The organism is Micromonospora fluostatini (assembly GCF_050410825.1).
Classification (GTDB): domain Bacteria; phylum Actinomycetota; class Actinomycetes; order Mycobacteriales; family Micromonosporaceae; genus Micromonospora; species Micromonospora rosaria.
Map to the genome: position 1 here is coordinate 2,887,610 of NZ_CP191251.1, position 16,206 is coordinate 2,903,815.

Here is a 16,206-nt window from a genome sequence, read left to right on the forward strand (position 1 = left end):
GGGGGCGAACCGGCTGGTCGGCCAGCGGAGCCGCCGGTCGGGTCGGGTGCCTCGGTGGCGTCAGTAGCCGACCCGGAAGGTCGCGTCCGCCCGGCCGGTGGCATCACCGATCTCGTGGATGTAGAGCTGGTTGCCCTGGTGCCGCAGGTACCGGGTGGGGAAGTTGTGGGACCGGAACGACGACCAGCCCGAGTTGGCCAGGCCGGCGACCCGGTGGAAGGTGGCGTCGGCGCGGAAACCGGCGGTGTTGTCGTTCGCCGCGAGCACCACGCTGTAGTTGGCGTGCCGCAGGTACCGGCCCGGCTGGTTGACCGACTCGAACGACACACCGGCCGGGTCGGCGAGGCCGGGCACGAGTCGCCACTGCGAGTCCTGGTAGGGGTCGAACGGCATCGCGTCGATGCGGCCGACCCCGTTGGCGTGCCGCACGTACGAGCCGGGCAGGTTCCAGGACTTCAGCCGGTTCCAGGCGGTGGTGCCGCCGTACCGGTTGAGCAGGTTGGTGCGGTCGGTGGCGCTGATCGGGTGGATCGAGTTGTGCTTGGCGTTCAGCGGTGGCGTGTAGGTGCGCTGGTCGACCGGGCTCCAGGTGCCGGTCACGAGGTCACCCTGCCAGGCCAGGAAGACGCTGTTGGGGCAGAACGTGTCACCCCACAGCCACCACGTCGCGGAGGTCAGCGACTTGACCAGGGTCGGCGCCTCGATGCAGCCGCCGCCGGTGCCGTTGGTGTAGCGGGTGAAGCTGCCCGGGTTCAGCGAGGTCGACCGGGCGCCCTGCAACGTGGAGGGCGAGTTGTTCTTGTAGTACAGGTAGTTCGTGCCGTTGACGTTGGTCACCAGGTGCGAGTCGATGACCCCGGCGGGTCCGCCGTCGAAGAGGACCACCGGGGAGGTGACGTTCACGAAGTTCGACGTGTAGACCACCATGATGACCGAGTAGTCGCGGCCGGTCGGGACGGTCGAGAAGGTGATCCCGTACTGGTTGCGGCCGGCGTCCCAGTAGATCGACGGTGCCCAGGTGAACGAGGTCGGGTTCGGCCAGTTGACGTTCAACAGCCGGTCCGACGACCAGTTCACCAGGTCCCGCGAGGTCCAGATGTGGATGTTCGGGTTCGGCGCCCAGAAGTTGCCGCCCACCGGGATGTCGGTGGCCGCCAGCACCCAGGTGCCGTCGTTGAGCCGGAACAGGAACGGGTCACGGATGCCCCGGGTGCCCACCGTCGGCGTGAGGATCGGTTGGTTGTTGTTGAGCGGTGTCCACTCCAACGCGTCGGAGCTCACCGCCAGGTGCACACTGTTGACGTTGCCCGCCCCGCTCAGCGACTCCTTGAAGTAGGCCATCACGTAGGCGGAGTCGGCGGCCATCGCGGGTGCCGGCGCGACGACCGCCGCCACCGACGTGAGCAGCACGGTCACCACCGCCAGTACCGTGGCGCGCAGCGACCTCGGTCGTCTTCTCGACCACCCTCGGACGACACCGTGGTAGTGGGACATGTTCCACCCTCCTTCCGGACCATCCCGCCGTGGGCACGGCCACGGCGACCCCGTCGGCAGCGGCGGGCGAGGAGCGGGCACCGGGGCGGCGCCGGGCTGCGTGGCGCGCGCCGAGCCACGGCGCGCAGCGGTCGGTCCCGCACCCGGCCGGGCGCCGGTCACCGCGGCACACCCTCCCGTGCGCGAACCGGCGCGGCCGGACCAGGCCACGGGGAGCGACCAGTCAACTGTTGTGAACGCTCTCACCGCCAGCCGATCTCGCACGGCCGGGCCCCGTCATGCGCCGATGACAGTGATCCCCGCCTCACACCATTCAAGTGTGAACGTTAACATCGGCGCTCGTCAAGATTTGGCACCACGGATAGCCGAGCGGCACCGCACCCCCTCGACCGCACCACCCGCCGACCGCCGGGCACACGGGAGGGCACCTCGTCACGCGGCAGACCGGACGACGCTCCCCCGGCCTGCCGGCAGCGGCACGCCGGGGGCAGCCCCGGGATCCCTACGCCGACTCCGGCCTACCGGGCCGGCCCGCCGGGGCGCGCCACCACCACGGCGGGCCGGCGACCCGCCCTCAGCCGGTCAGGTCGGCGACAGCCCCGTCCCCCGACCGTCCGCGCCCGAGCGCACGAACAACAGGAAGTGGTCGCGCAGGCCCGTCAACTCCCGGACGTCGTCGTCCCTGATGATCGGCTCACTCGCCGCCAGGCTGTACCCGTGCTCGGCGAGCACCGGGGAGAAGTCGAGGCGCGCGTAGTCGTCCTCGTGGCTCAGCAGGTCCGCCCCCTCGTTCGGCACGATCAGCAAGGCGGGCACCTCCAGGCGGGCGAGCCTCCCGATCCAGGCGGTGATCGCACTCATCGGCATCTCCGAGAAGGAGTGGACGTTGACGGCGAGGTCGGGTCGGGCGGCCGCCGCCTTCTCCTCCCACTCGTCGAGGTCCAGGACGACCGCCTTGTCGTCGACGCCGCGAAACCGCAGGTACTGCCGGCTCAGGAAGGTCGACTCCGCGATCGCGTCGACGCAGAGGTACCGGTGCAGCCCGGGGCACGCCTCCACCATCCGGTGGGCCAGCCGGCCGTAGCCGGCCCCCACGTCGAGCACCGTGTACCCCTCGCGCGACAGCAGGCCCCAGTGCCGGTCGAGGAAGTAGATCTCGTTGACGGAGTCGAGCAGGTCACGGCTCACCAGCGGCAGCGACCGGTAGCCGAACGTCCAGCAGCCGAAGGCACCGTCCTCGGCCAGCCGCCCCAGCAGTCCGCGCTCGTCCATCGCGGCGACGTAGCGCGCGTAGAGATACGTCTTCAGCCTCGGGTTCTCGCCGAGCTGCCGCAACTGCCAGACATAGGCGTTGTCGCCTCGGAAGTAGCGCAGGTTGAAGTCACGCTGCCGGGTGTTGTGACGCCAGAACCGGCCGGGCCGCAGCGGTGACACGAGCGCCTGGTAGCGCCGACGCAGGTCGGTCAGTTCCTCGTTGTCGTCGACGAGCACCCGCGCCATCTCGACCGGCACCGGCTGGGCGGGGTTGTGGGTACCCGCCCATCTGCGCAGGCGGTAGCTGGTGATCGAGGACGAGGTGCGGACCGCCGTCAGCCCGAGCGAACGGAGCACGTGACGCGCGGACGAGAGCAGGAGAGGCTGCCGGTGCACAGCTTGCTTCATGCCGCCATCCTGACAGCATCGAATGACTTCCGTCTATATATGTGCGCCGTTCCCCATTCCGTCGTCACCGTCAATTCTGCTATGTCGGGTGGCAACCGGCGTTTCTCCGCCGGATCCCTTGTTGCCGCAGAAAACACGACATTTGATCACGGCGGGTCAGGGCAGGTGCGGCGCGACCCCGCGCGACGCAACGCGGCGGGCACCGTGGCCGCAGCCCGCTCCTGCGTCGTCGGGCCCGCTGGCGTCCCGCGTGCCGGGTCCACCGAGGGCGGGCCAACGGGAGCGCGGTGGGTCCCGACCGGTGTCCGGCCGGCACCCACCGCGCGTCCGCAGGTCGTGCTCAGCTTCCCGTCAGCTCAGTGGCTCGATCCAGATGTTGCGGTACTCCACCGGGTTCTGGTGGTCCTGCAGGCGGATCGACCCGGTCGCCGGCCCCTCGGGGATGTTGCCGCCGGTCGGGCCGGTGATCGCCACGTCGTCGTGGACGAGCACCCCGTTCCAGACCAGGCTCACCCGGGCGTTCTCGACCTTCGCCCCGGTGCCGTCGTAACGGGCGGCCCGGTACTCGATGTCGTAGGTCTGCCAGGTCCCCGGCGGGGTCGCCGCGTTGACGTCCGGCGCCTTCTGCAGATAGATGGCCCCGGCCTCGTTGGTGTCCAACGTCGGGTCGCCGTACGAGTCCAGGACCTGGATCTCGTACCGCTCCTGGAGGTAGACGCCGCTGTTGCCGCGAGCCTGCCCGGTGACCTCCGGCGGGAGCACCGGCACCTTGAACTCCACGTGCAGCGTGAAGTCACCGAAGGCCTGGCGCGTCCGCAGGTCACCGCCGCTCACCCGCATCGCGTCGCCCTCGACCCGGGGCCAGGAGGCGGAGCCGCCGTTGGTGTGCTGCCACTCCGACAGGTTGCCGCCGTCGAACAGGACGATCCGCTCACCGGGGCGACGGACCGTGATCAGGTCCAGGTTGACGTGCCCGGTGTCGGTGGCGTCCACCCGGTACTCGATGGTGTTGGCCCCCTTGCGCAGGGTCAGGCGCTCGGTCTTGGTCGCCCACTCCTTCCAGGTGACCGTGCTGGGCAGGACGGTCTGACGTACCTTCCGGCCGTTGACGTGGATGCTGATGGTCTTGTCGCCCACGAACGGGTTCGGGCCGTTGCTGTAGCGCAGCCCGACCTCGTACTCACCGGCGCGGCTCACCTCGGTGTGGATCGTCGTCGAGGCGTTCAGCGCGCCGTACCCGTCGACGAAGCCGACCCCGGAGAAGCCCGCGTGCTCGGTGTCGATCGCCGCGCCGCCCTGGCGGCGGCCCTCCTCGAACTCGTAGAACACCCGGTCCGGCTGCGCGCCGGGGATGTTGTTGAGGGTGTACCACGCCTCGGTGCTCCAGAGTTCCTCGCCGTTGTTGGCGGTGAACGAACGCGGCGAGCGCAGGTACACCACCCGGTCACGCTGGAGTCCGTCGACGGCGAGGGTGACCGTCCTGCGGTCGTCGGACACCTTGACCGACTCGACGCTGAGGGTCTCCTGGTCGACCTTCGGCCCGCCGTACGTCGGCGTCGCGGCGTAGCGCCACTGCTCGACGCGGTACCGCTGGGAGATGTTCTGGACGGTGTCGGTGGAGAGCGGCCGGGTGTACTCGATCTTGAAGCCGTTCGGGGTGGCGCTCATCGACTTCATGTCGAAGGTCCGGGTCCCGTTCGGGGTCAGCTTCTGCAGGCCGTGGCGGAGCTTGCCGGCCTGGCCCCAGTTGCCGTCCGCGCCGAGCCCACCGACGTAGATGTCACCGTCCGGGCCGAGGGTGACCCGGTTGACGCCGGCCTCCAGGCCCTGGGTGTGCCGGAACACCGCGCCCTGGTACTGCCCGTGGACCTTCTCCAGGTACGCCCGTTGCAGGCCACCGTAGGTCACGTCACCGATCAGCAGTTGACCCCGGTACGGGCCCTTCTTGAGCAGCACGGGGGTGCTCGGCGAGTTGGCGATCTCGTTCTGCGGCAGCCAGAGCACCGGCCGGGTCACCGGGTTGGCGTCGAAGCGACCGGCCGGGCTGGTGTAGTGGTTGTAGAAGCGGTCCTGCTCGATGTGGACCAGCTTCGAGGCGGGCACGTACCCACCCTGGTTGTCGGTGACGAACAGCCCGTTCTCCGGGCCCCAGCCGATGCCGTTCGGGGTCCGCAGGCCGCCGGCGACGTAACTGACCTTCCCGGTCCGCCGGTTCACCACGACGCTCGTGCCCCGGTCGCCGACCGGCTGCGGGTTGGTGGTCGCGCCGCCCCGGTCGATGGCCACCGACAGGTTCAGGTAGAAGTTGCCGCCCTTGTACAGCAGGCCGAACGCGAACTCGTGGAAGTTGCCCCCGTACGGCCAGGTGGCGACCGTCCGGTGCTCGTCGGCGACCTCGTCGCCGTCGGTGTCCCGCAGCTCGGTCAGCTCGTGCTTCTGCGACACGTAGATGGTGCCGTCGACGACCGCGACGCCCATCGGTTCGGTCAGACCGCTGGCCACCCGACGGTAGGTGACCCGCTCCGGGCCGGTGGCGCCGGTCACCTCGTCGACGATGTAGACCTCGCCGGTGCGCTGGTCGGTACCGCCCCAGGTGCTGATGACGAGCCGGCCGTCGGCGGTCCACGCCATCCCGGAGACCTGCGGGGTGAACCCGGCGGGCCGCAGGTCGGTCAGGGTGTAGTCGGGGTGCACCGAGTCCAGCGGCAGGCCGTCCCCGGGTGAGTCGTCGATCCCCTGGCAGGCCTTGAAGCCGGGGGCGGTCACCCGGACCACCCCGGCGTCCGTGCTCAGCGCCGAGGTCGGGACGACGACGAACCCGTCCGCGCCCGGCGGCTGCCACGAGAGGGTGAGCTGCTGGCCGCTGCCCGCCTCGAAGTGCTCGATCCACAGGGTGTGCGGGCCCTCGGTCAGGGTGACGGTGCCGTCCTTGGAGGTCGGCCCGTGCAACCCGTCGTGGTCGATGACGACCGCGCCGTCGAGGTGCATCCGCGAGCCGTCGTCGCTGGTGAGGCGGAACGTGTAGGTGCCGGCGACGGGAATGTGCAGGTTGGCGTGCACGTGGGCGACGAAGTTGTCCGCCAGGCCGAAGTCGGCGGTGCTCGTCCAGTCGACGACCGGCATCAACTTGTCGACGTTGGGCGTCTGCCCGGGCTTGAGGGTGCAGATCTCGCTCAGCGGTACACGGACGTCGTAGGTGCGCAGGGTCACCCCCGGCTCCTGGGGCGGCAGGTTCGCGGCCCGGGCCGGGTCCGGCGACGGCACGACGGCAGCAAGCCCGATGACCAGTGCGGCACCCACCATGGTGCCGAGGTGGCGGGCGCGTGGGGAACCTAGGGGCATCCCGTTCTCCCTTTCGACGATGCTCCAGACACGCGTCGACCCTGCCGTCCGGGGGACGCGGGGCGGCAGAGGTGAATCTCGATCGCGACTGGGAGCATCATCAGCCACATTCATCGGAATATCTAGTTCTTTCCACGACGCAACCAGAACTTCTGCCTTTTCGGACAGAAGTCGGGTTCAGTTGAGGAAAACCCGGGCCGGTGCCGGCCGGCGTCCGAGCGGTTCCGGCGTCCGGGAATCGACCGGACACCCGGGCTCTCCCGCAGCCTGGTCACCGCAGGCGTACCCACAGCGGGCACACCCCGGCCCAAGGAGAACCCCATGTCACGACAGAGATGGGCGGTCGTCGCGCTGGCCGCCCTGGCGCTCGGCACCGCAGCGCCTCCGGCGGGCCCGGCGGTCGCCGCGCCGAGCCGGGACCGCGCCGTCACCACCAGCGCCGACAACCGGGTACCGGTCGCCGACACCACGACGTATCCCGCCAGCGCCACCGTCCTGCTGACCTTCCCCGGCGGCCGGTGCACGGGCTTCATGATCAGCGCCCGTACGGTGGTGACCGCCGGCCACTGTGTCCACAGCGGCGGGTCGTCCGGCACCTGGCGGACCAACGTCGTGGCCTACCCGGGGCACACCGGCACGACCGCCCCCTTCGGCGCCTGCGCCGCGGCCCGGCTCTTCGCCCCCCAGGGCTGGACCGGCGCCAGCAACGCCCCCGGCGGCGGCGACCCGACGCAGAACTACGGCGCCGTGCAGCTCACCTGCGGGGTCGGCACCACCACCGGCTGGTTCAACCCCGGATACACCACCCGCCCGGTGACCGGCTCCTGCACCACCACCCACGGATACCCCGCGGACCGACCCGGGCAGTGGACGAGCAACGCCGTCATCCGCGCCGAGACCGCCGGCCTCCTCTACGCCCCGCACGCCTTCAGCGGCGGACAGGACGGCAGCCCCGTCTTCTACACCCCCGACCCGGACGACTGGTGCCCGACCCCGCCGCAGCTGGTGATCCCGTGCCCCTGCCCACCGCCGCCGTTCACGGCCCAGACCGCGCTGGGCATCCTGGTCAGCGGCCCCGGCGGCACCGGGCCGGGCCTGACCAACAGCATCGCCACCCGGTTCACCGCGCAGGCCGTCAGCAACCTCATGCAGTGGCGGTGACCTCTCGACCCACCACGACCGGGGCGGACGGCCGACGTCCGCCCCGGTCAGGCCGACCGCACCGCCGCCGACCGCAACCGCACCCGGACCTGCTCGGCGTCCGCGTGACCGAGCTGGTCCAGGATCTCCCCCGCCCGGCACCAGGCGACCCGGGCGGACTCCGGCGCGCCGGCGGCCGCATGGCTGTCGCCGAGATGGGTCAGGGTCGTCGCCTCGTAGTAGCGCTCCGCCGCCTCCCGCCACCGGGCGAGCGCGTTCTCGTAGCACCGGATCGCCTCCGCCTGCCGGCCCAGCCGGAAGTGCACGTAGCCGAGGCTGTCCCAGGTGTGCGCCTGCCAGTACCGGTTACCGACCTGCTGTTGCAGCGCCAGCGCCTGCTGGCAGTGCTCGAGCGCCTGCGGGAAGTCCCCCAACTGGCTGTGGTACCAGCCGATGTTGTTCAGCGCGTTCGCCCGCCCGTTGGTGTTCCCCGCCACCGCGAACAGCTCCAACGCCCGCCGGGCCTGGTCGAGCGCCTCCCGCAGCCGTCCCTGCCGTTCGGCCAGGATGCCGAGGTTGAGATGCACCCGGGCGGCCCCGACGGCGTCGTCGAGCTCGGCGTAGAGCCCGAGCGACTGGTGCAGGTGGAACGAGGTCTGCTCGTGGTCCTCCCGCCGCAGACACGCCACGGCCCGGTTCCGGTGGGCACGGGCCTGGCCGTCCCGGTCACCCACCCGCGCCGCGGCGGCCAACGCCACCTCCTGCACGACCAACTGCTCCTGCCACGCCCCGATCCGGTCCAGGTACGTGTTGACGGTCCAGGCGAGCTGCCAGGCATGCGTGTCGAAGCCGGCCCGCGCCGCGAGCGCGACGAGCGCCAGCAGCACGCGGTGCTCCCGCACGAGCCACCGCCACGCCTCGGCCCGATCGGCCAGCCCGGTGACCACCACCCCCGCGCGCACCGCGGCCAGGTCGAGCGGGTCCCGCTGGTCGTACAGCAGCGCCGCCGCCGCGTACGCGGTGTGCAGGTAGTGGTCGAGAAGCCGACCGAGCGCCGCCCGGCGTCCCTGGTCCGGATCACGCCCGGCCACCTGCTCGGCCGCGTACGCACGCAGCAGGTCGTGCAGGACGAACCTGCCCGGCCGCTGCTCGGCGACCAGGTTCGCGCCGACCAACGCCGCGAGGGTCCGCTCCGCCCCCGCGACGGGCATCCCGGCGAGACTGGCCAGCGCGGGGGCCGACACCTCCGGCCCGGGATGCAGCCCCAGCAGGCGGAACGCCCGCGCCGACGCCCGGTCGAGGCCCCGGTACGACCACGAGAAGACCGCCCGCAGGTCCACGCTCGCGTCCCCGCCGGTGAACCCGTCGAGCCGTCCCGGCCCGGCCAACTCGTCGGCGAGCCGGCCGAGGCTCAGACCCGGCCGGGCGGCGGCCCGCCCCGCCACGATGGCCAACGCCAACGGCAGTCCCGCCGCCGCGGCGACGATCCGGCCCGCCGCGTCCCGCTCGCGCTCCACCCGGTCCGGCCCCAGCCGGCCGCAGAGCAGGTCGTACGCCTCCACCCCCGACAACGGCTCCAGCACGACCGGCTGCGCGGCCTCGATGGTGACCAGCCCCGGCAGGTGACTGCGGCTGGTCACCACCACCAGGCACCCCGGCGAGTTGGGCAGCAGCGGCCGGACCTGCTCGGCGGTGCCGGCGTTGTCCAGCACCACGAGCACCTGCCGGTCGGCCAGCAGACTGCGGAACAGCCCGGACCGGCCCGCCAGCCCGGCCGGGATCCGCGACGCCGACACCCCCAGCGCCTCCAGGAACTCCCGGAGCACCTCCGCCGGCTCCGGCACCGGCCCACCCGCGTCGAACCCCCGCAGGTTGACGTAGAGCTGCCCGTCCGGAAAACGATCGGCCACCCGGTGCGCCCAGTGCACCGCCAGGGCCGTCTTGCCCACCCCGGCCGTCCCGCTGACCACCGCGACCGGCACCGAGCCCGGCGAGGTGTGCCGGTGCGCCAGCACCGCGGCCAACCCGGCGAGCGCCGCCCCGCGCCCCACGAAACCGGGTACGGCCGCCGGCAGGTGCCGAGGTGTCACCTGGTCGGACGGGGCCACCCGGTGCCCCGACGCCTCGCCACCCCCGCCCCGCCGGGCGAGTTGGGTGTGCGCGGCGACCCGCAGCCGATCCTCGCTGCGGCCGGCGTCGGCGATCCGCAGCAGCCGCCAGTGCGCCGCGTCCCACCGGCTCAGCTCCGTCAGCTCCGCCGGCAGCCGGATGCCGGCCCGCTCGGCGTGGGTCAGGCAGGCCTGGACGAAGGCGGCGACGAAGGGCCACTCGGGCAGCGACTTGGCGTTGAGCTTGTCGCTGAGCGTGGAGCGGGCCAACGGCACCCGCAGCGCCGTCGACACGGCCACCAACGTGTTCAGCGACGGTGCCCCGCAGAGCTGCCGCAGCCGCTTGAGCTCACCGGCGAACGAGACCAGGGCCGCCTGCGCCTCCCGGCCGGCTTCGCTCATCCCGCCACACCTTCTTCACTCCGGACGATCTCACCGGGTCACTGAGGATTGTCAGCCCTCCGGCCGGAGGTACGGGGCGGCCCCATGCCGCGATGTCACCAGATATCGGGAAAACGTGTCTTCGCAGGGCGACGCCGACAGCGCGACCCGACCACGGCGACGGCCCGCGCGGGCGGGCCACCGCCCGGGACCACGCCCGGACGTCGCCAGGCGCGCTCAGCCGCTGTGCTCCGCGCTCGGCTCGCCCTCACGCCTGCGGAGGAGGCGCGGGTCGCCACGTCACAGCCTCCGGGCCGAGGCCCTGGCGGCGTAGCTCGCGTTCCAGCCGGGGCAGCGTGCCCCGGTGCGGCGTACCGATGACCCAGATGCCGGTGTGGTCCGGCCGGACCTGCAGGGGCGCGTGCTCCGGAGCATGGTCCAGGTATGCGGCGTAGCGCCGCCGACCGAGGTCGGTCTGCGGCACCATGCGCTGGTTCGCCGAGCCACGCCAGATCAGCCCGGTCGGTCGTGCGGCCTCGAATCGTCCGGTGACGAGGACGTCCGCGAGGCTCGCGGTCTCCCGCTGTGTGTCGTCCAGCTCGTTCCACTCGTAGCCGGTGTAGAGCATGATGTCCGGAACAGGTTCCAGGCCGGATCGGGTGCGGTCGACCCCCGCCAGGAACGATCGCAGCGGCTCCGGCTGCGCCAACGGCTCCCCGCCGCTGACCGTGATGCCCTCGGCGCCCGCCACCACGGCTTCGCGCCACACCTCGAGAAGGTCCGCCACCGCCATCTCGACGCCGGCCCCCGGATCCCAGGTGTCGAGTGACATGCAGCCGGCACAGGCCAACGGGCAGCCCTGCACCCACACCCCCAACCGACGGCCGGGGCCGAGCGCGGTCACCGGAAAGTGGGTCCGGCTGACCCGGATCGTGCTCACGGCGTCCCGCCGCTGGACGGGCGCCGGCCCCGACGCTGCTGGACGGCCTCGGTGAAGCTGGGGTCGCCGACGGTACGGGTCAACGCCGCGAAGTACGCCTCCTCGGCTGCCGCGTACGAGGCACGGATCGTCCGTTCCTGCTCCACCACGTTCGCCTCGGACTCCTGGTACGCCGGGTTCACCCGATGCGCCGTCACCCACCACAGGCGGTCCAGTCGGTCGCGCCGGTCGCGCTGCCGGACGTACGCCTCCTGGAACGGATGGCGCCGCGCGAGACCGAGCATGAACGACATGGTGCCGATGACCAGCATCACGGCGATGAACATGATCACGATCGTGGTCGGCGTCAGGTGCAGCCGCTCCACTCTGGTGGCGTCGGCGGCCAGGATCACGCCACGCAGCAGCCCGAGCAGGACCGCCACCACCAGCCAGGGCGCGGCCAGGGCGACGACCACCCCACCGAGCCGACGCTCGCCGCCGGTGGCCAGGCGGGCCCGCAGCAACACGGCGGCCAGGTACGGACCGAGCACCAGGAAGACCGCCGTCGACAGGCTGAGCGGCAGGACCAGATCCGGTACGTCCGACGTGGCGCCGAGGAAGTAGCCGTACACGTGGTACTGCACCGGAACCTCGGCCGCGATCAGGCCGAGGAGGATGAGCAGTCGCCAGAAGAGGCCGAGCGTGTTCGTCTCGCCCTCCCACAGCGCGTCGTCCGGGCCCACCGTGGGGAGGTCGTCGACGTCGACCTGGGCCCGGCGCTGACGACGCCGTACCGTCCTGGCCTCGAGTTCGGCCTCACGCACGGCGACGCCGCGCATCATCGCGCGCGCCGCGGTCATCAGGTCGTCGGCCTCGTCGCGCCGCCGTCGGACGTGGGCGGCCCGCGACTCGGTGATGGCCTGCTGATCCCGGACGGTCCCGACGGCGACCTCACACTCGTGCCGCAGGACACGCACGAACCCGGGATCGAAGAGGTCGGAGGTGGGGACATCCGGCCCCCCGAACGACCAGGTGTCCAGCATCGTCGTCCGCCCGTCCGCGACGCCACGCTGCTCGGCCCTGCTCACGAGGCTCGCCGTGGTGGTGCGGGGGTCGACCAGTGGCTGCGGCAGCGGCGCGACGGTGCCGGTCGCGGGAGCACGCACCGCGACCAGGGCCGCCCGCAGCCGCTCCGCCAGACGTCGGAGGACGTTCATCGTGAACTCCTCTGCCGGTTCGAAGGGAGCCTGACCGTGCCCTCGGCGTCACGGGCGAGGCGCACCCGATCCCCCGCCGTCAGGGGTCGGCGCACCGGTTCGACCTCCTCGCCGTTGACGAAGGTGCCGTTCGGGGTGGCGAACGGCTCGATCCACGCGGTGCCGTCCGGTTCCACGCCGACGACCGCGTGCCGGCGGGAGACGTTCGGGTACGGCCGGAAGAGCCGCCCGTACGGGCCCTGTCTACCCAGTTCGGCCCGCCCGCCCGGCTCGACCTCGACCTGCCCGTACTCGAAGACGACGAACAGGGCGGGCGGCGTGAGCGACCGGCGGCAGTCGGGATTGAGGCACTCGGTGTTGGTCTCGTTCGCCGGGGGCGAGCCGCAGTTCCAGCAGGTCGCGGCGACGCACTCGTCCTCGTCCCCCCGACCGTCCCGCGCCGGTGGCCACCCGGCGTCGTCGCCGGCCGCGCCGGACGCCGACGACACGTCCGGTTCCAGCGCGCAGATGTGCTCCGGGCAGAACGCCGCCTCGGGGCCGTGCAGTTCCCCGCCCTCCGGGCACCGCTGTCTCACGGCGCGCCCAGCCGGGTCACGGTCGCCCGCACCGCCGGCAGGACGGAGTCGTCGCCCTGGCTGATCGCGGTGACCTGGACGGTACTGGCCGGCGGCAGGTCCTGCGGAAACAGGAAGCGGGCCAGCGGGTTGACCAGATTGCTCTCCAGGAGGTTGCCGATCCCCCGGCCGCCGTTGTTCCGGTCGGTGGTGCAGAGGTCGCTCAGCTCCTGGCGGGCCTGGTCGGTGAGCTCCAGGTTGATCTGCAGCTCCTGCTCGACCCGCCCGGTGATGTTGGCGAGCTGAAGCTCGAAGATCTCACGGGCGACCTTCTCGCCGATGAAGTCGAAGACGACGATGTTGTCGCCGAGCCGGTTGAGGAGCTCCGGTCGGCCGATCGTCACCGAGAAGTGCTCCCGGATCGCCGCCTTCACCTTCGCCTCGAGTTCCTGGTAGGGCATGCCCGGATGGACGATCTGCTCCCGGGTCCCGGTCCTCGGGTCGGTCACGATGATCCCGAGGTTGGAGGTGAAGATGAGCACGCACCCTGTGAAGTGGGTGGTGATGCCCTGCCCGTCGGTGAGCCGGCCGTCCTCGAGGATCTGGAGGAACTTGTCCAGGACCAGGGGGTGCGCCTTCTCGATCTCGTCGAAGAGCACCACCTGGAACGGCTTGCGGCGGACGGCGCCGGTCAGCTCACCACCGGCCTCGAAGCCCACGTAGCCCGGCGGTGCCCCGACGAGCCGGTCGGCCGCCTGGTCGGCGGAGAACTCGCTCATGTCGAAGCGCAGGTACGCGTTCGTGTCCCCGAAGAGGATCTCGGCGACCTGCTTGGCCATCTCCGTCTTGCCGACGCCGGTCGGCCCGGCGAAGAAGAGCACCCCGCGTGGCCGGGTGGCGGTGCTGGTGGCCTGCGCGCCCGACAGGCCCAGCGCGGCCCGCTTGAGGATGTCGAGCGTCTTGCCGATGGCCCGGTCCTGCCCCTTGATCCGGCCGACGATCATGCGTTCGCCTTCGACGATCTGCTCACGCACGCTGCTGCGGCGCCAGGGGTCCTCGTCCACCCCGAGCTTGTAGATCCGCGTGGCGTCACCGATCCGGTCGGCGCCGATACCACGGTCCCGCGCCAGCTTGGTGATCGCCATCATCGACCGCAGGGTCATGCCGTCGGTCCGCTTGGCGAAGGTGTCGGCGAAGGCCCTCGGCTCGAGCGGGGAGTCGGGCCGGGGCGCGGGTAGCGTCGGCGCCAACAACCCGGCGAGGACCGTCCGGTCGTCGAGCGTCGGCATGCTGACCGCGACCGTGCGGATCGGCTCGATCCCGGCGGTCAGCCAGGCCGGCAGGTCCCGCTCCCCGTCCACCAACCAGATGACCGGATTGAACAGTGGCGTGGGCCGGGGGCCGGGGAGGGAGAACGGCGTCGCGATGAGCGCCACCTTCTGGCAGTACAGGAAGAAGTCACGCTCGACCGGGTCGAGCTGACCCGGCGCCCGCGCGATGCGCGCCGCGTAGTCGATGACGAACGCGACCCGGGCCCTCGGTGTGACGGTGGCGGGCGCGCTCCCGGCCCGGGCCGCCGACGACGCCGGCTCGGCGTCGAGGGGCGGCTGTTCGGGTACCCCGACGACCTTGGCGAGGTGGGCGCGCAGCTTCTCCAGCGGCGGTCGGCGGCCGACCGCCCGGGGACCGAGCAGGCTCTCCGCCACCAACCGGCTGTCCGGAGGGTAGGCGGTGATGCCGTCGACCGGGTCGTAGCAGATGAGGCTCTGGAACCCGCTCGGCTGCAACGCCTGCCACAGCACCGCGAGCATCGGTGCGGGTCGCGGCGCGGCTCCGGGCACCCGGACCAGGAACTGGTCCCGCAGGTTGCCGTGCAACACGTACTGCGCGTGCACCGCCAACGTTCCGGCGAGTTCGTTGGCGAACGCGGGGAAGCCCGGCAGGAACATGTCGCTTCGCGGCGCGCCGTCGGCGCTCATCGGCCCGCCTCCTTCGCCCTGGTCCCCGGTGCGGCCGTGTCCGTCGTCCCGGCGTCGAAGACCGGCGCGTCGCGGTGCCGGTGCTCGGGCCTGCGGCCGTGGTCCACGCAGACCTGCGCAGCGCCGGTGCCGTTGTCGATCCGGCCGGCGAGGGTCGTCAGGTGCTCGGCGAAGTCGTCGCAGCGCGCCCGGTCCCGCAGCTCCGCCTCGTCGCCGGTCGCGGCGAACTCCCGGAGCACCCGGCCGTGGATCGTGCCGTTCCCGTCCACCCAGACGTCGGCGGTGTGCTCGCCGTGCCAGTCGGCGCGGCTGACCCGCACCCCGGCCGTGTGCGGGGTGTCGACCTCGGCGTCGACCGTGTAGCCCTCGTCGCGCAGGACCCGCGCAACCATGTCGCGGGTGAAGCGCTGCCGCACCATCTCCCCGGCCCACAGGATCATCGCGGTGCCGTCGCGGCGCAGCTCCGGTGTGAGATCCGCGGTGCCGTCCACCACCTCGCGCAGTCTCGCGACCGTCCCCCGCAGCGGATCCGGCGGAGCGTTCCACGTCAGCGCCACGGCCACGTCGCGGTCCTCGAGGGTCGTCAGCCACTCCGCCGCGAGCCGGCGGCGGGTGTTCCTGGCGTTGGCCTCCCGCACCGTGGCCCGCAGGGCGCGGAGGTAGCTGGCACTCTCCCCGGGGTGGGCGGCGGCCAGCGCGGCGATCCGGAGCACCTCGGTCCGTTCGTCGGCGTTCGCGTCCGGGTCCAGCCCGGCGAGGACGCGCTCGACCTTCTGGCTGACCGGGCCGGACCCGACCGCAGCGGGGTGCGCCTCGGGCGCGTGCCGGCGGGTGAGCGCCTCCCGGTGGGCCCGGACGGCGGCGAGCGTGTCCGGCGTGGCGGCGGCCGGGGGCAGGGCGGCCACCATCGCGGCCAGTTCCCGCTCCGCCACGGCCACGTCCACCTCGCGCTGCGCCGCCAGCAGCGCCCGCTCCGTCTCCTGCACCCGCCGTCTGATCTCCTCGACCGGGTGGCCGGTCAGGTCGACCGGTGGCGGAAGGCCCACGTGCGCACCGCTGCCCGCCGCCCGCCGCTGCACCAGCCGGATCCGGGCGTTGAGCCCGACGACGTCCGCCGCGGCGCACCGCCAGCGCACGGCGTTCGCCTCGGCCTCGGCCAGGGCCGCCAACTCCTCCTCGAGCCGCGCGCCGTACTCCCCCACGGCGCGGACCGCGCCCTCGGCCACCGATCCGGCCGCGTCGACCAGCAGGACCGCCGCGTTGGCAGCCGCGAGGACGGCGGCCGCGCCGGCGGCGGCCACGACCGCGACGGGCAGAACGACGACGCCGGCTGAACTCATCTGGACCACCTCATGGCTGTACCTGACGGACGGCCCGACCGTCGCGGTCCGGGCACCGGCTGACCTGCGG

At 72.3% G+C, this 16,206-nt stretch carries 10 protein-coding genes; 1 reads left to right on the forward strand and 9 read right to left on the reverse strand.

Annotation, left to right across the window (positions count from 1 at the left end; translation table 11 throughout):
* Nucleotides 1-60: 60 nt before the first annotated feature.
* From ACQUFX_RS12390 to ACQUFX_RS12400, 3 genes are all read right to left on the reverse strand, one after another.
* Nucleotides 61-1,494 carry a glycoside hydrolase family 43 protein gene (locus ACQUFX_RS12390; protein WP_428966166.1) on the reverse strand — a complete coding sequence of 478 codons (1,434 nt, stop codon included), beginning with the start codon at nt 1,492-1,494 and terminating at the stop codon, nt 61-63.
* A 582-nt stretch (nt 1,495-2,076) separates the two neighbouring features.
* Nucleotides 2,077-3,156: a putative sugar O-methyltransferase gene (locus tag ACQUFX_RS12395; protein WP_428966167.1), complete on the reverse strand. Its 1,080-nt coding sequence runs from the start codon at nt 3,154-3,156 to the stop codon at nt 2,077-2,079.
* Between the two features lie 351 nt (nt 3,157-3,507).
* Nucleotides 3,508-6,498 carry a family 16 glycoside hydrolase gene (locus ACQUFX_RS12400; RefSeq protein WP_428966168.1) on the reverse strand — a complete coding sequence of 997 codons (2,991 nt, stop codon included), beginning with the start codon at nt 6,496-6,498 and terminating at the stop codon, nt 3,508-3,510.
* 321 nt (nt 6,499-6,819) lie between these two features.
* Between ACQUFX_RS12400 and ACQUFX_RS12405 the strand changes: the two genes are divergently transcribed.
* Nucleotides 6,820-7,659: a trypsin-like serine peptidase gene (locus ACQUFX_RS12405; protein WP_428966169.1), complete on the forward strand. Its 840-nt coding sequence runs from the start codon at nt 6,820-6,822 to the stop codon at nt 7,657-7,659.
* Nucleotides 7,660-7,706: 47 nt separating this feature from the next.
* Here ACQUFX_RS12405 and ACQUFX_RS12410 read toward each other — a convergent pair whose 3' ends face one another.
* The 6 genes from ACQUFX_RS12410 to ACQUFX_RS12435 form a co-directional block, all read right to left on the reverse strand.
* Nucleotides 7,707-10,148, reverse strand: a complete 2,442-nt coding sequence (locus ACQUFX_RS12410; protein WP_428966170.1) for an ATP-binding protein — start codon at nt 10,146-10,148, stop codon at nt 7,707-7,709.
* 247 nt (nt 10,149-10,395) lie between these two features.
* Nucleotides 10,396-11,067, reverse strand: coding sequence for a 4Fe-4S single cluster domain-containing protein (locus ACQUFX_RS12415; protein WP_428966171.1), 672 nt, complete (start codon nt 11,065-11,067; stop codon nt 10,396-10,398).
* On the reverse strand, nt 11,064-12,263 hold the full coding sequence (locus ACQUFX_RS12420) for a hypothetical protein (RefSeq protein WP_428966172.1): 1,200 nt from the start codon (nt 12,261-12,263) through the stop codon (nt 11,064-11,066). Before ACQUFX_RS12420 ends, ACQUFX_RS12415 begins: the two co-directional genes overlap by 4 nt.
* Nucleotides 12,260-12,838 (reverse strand): FHA domain-containing protein, encoded by a 579-nt coding sequence (locus ACQUFX_RS12425; RefSeq protein ID WP_428966173.1) that lies wholly within the window; start codon nt 12,836-12,838, stop codon nt 12,260-12,262. The genes ACQUFX_RS12420 and ACQUFX_RS12425 overlap by 4 nt, the downstream gene beginning before the upstream one ends.
* Nucleotides 12,835-14,796, reverse strand: coding sequence for an AAA family ATPase (locus tag ACQUFX_RS12430; RefSeq protein ID WP_428966174.1), 1,962 nt, complete (start codon nt 14,794-14,796; stop codon nt 12,835-12,837). The genes ACQUFX_RS12425 and ACQUFX_RS12430 overlap by 4 nt, the downstream gene beginning before the upstream one ends.
* Nucleotides 14,793-16,136, reverse strand: a complete 1,344-nt coding sequence (locus ACQUFX_RS12435; RefSeq protein WP_428966175.1) for a hypothetical protein — start codon at nt 16,134-16,136, stop codon at nt 14,793-14,795. The genes ACQUFX_RS12430 and ACQUFX_RS12435 overlap by 4 nt, the downstream gene beginning before the upstream one ends.
* Nucleotides 16,137-16,206: the final 70 nt, after the last annotated feature.

Excerpts from the sequence above, each read along its gene's own strand:
- ACQUFX_RS12435 (WP_428966175.1), bottom strand. The coding sequence starts at position 16,136 with ATGAGTTCAGCCGGCGTCGTCGTTCTGCCCGTCGCGGTCGTGGCCGCC.
- ACQUFX_RS12430 (WP_428966174.1), bottom strand. The coding sequence starts at position 14,796 with ATGAGCGCCGACGGCGCGCCGCGAAGCGACATGTTCCTGCCGGGCTTC.
- ACQUFX_RS12400 (WP_428966168.1), bottom strand. The coding sequence starts at position 6,498 with ATGCCCCTAGGTTCCCCACGCGCCCGCCACCTCGGCACCATGGTGGGT.
- ACQUFX_RS12395 (WP_428966167.1), bottom strand. The coding sequence starts at position 3,156 with ATGAAGCAAGCTGTGCACCGGCAGCCTCTCCTGCTCTCGTCCGCGCGT.
- ACQUFX_RS12390 (WP_428966166.1), bottom strand. The coding sequence starts at position 1,494 with ATGTCCCACTACCACGGTGTCGTCCGAGGGTGGTCGAGAAGACGACCG.
- ACQUFX_RS12405 (WP_428966169.1), top strand. The coding sequence starts at position 6,820 with ATGTCACGACAGAGATGGGCGGTCGTCGCGCTGGCCGCCCTGGCGCTC.
- ACQUFX_RS12410 (WP_428966170.1), bottom strand. The coding sequence starts at position 10,148 with ATGAGCGAAGCCGGCCGGGAGGCGCAGGCGGCCCTGGTCTCGTTCGCC.
- ACQUFX_RS12420 (WP_428966172.1), bottom strand. The coding sequence starts at position 12,263 with ATGAACGTCCTCCGACGTCTGGCGGAGCGGCTGCGGGCGGCCCTGGTC.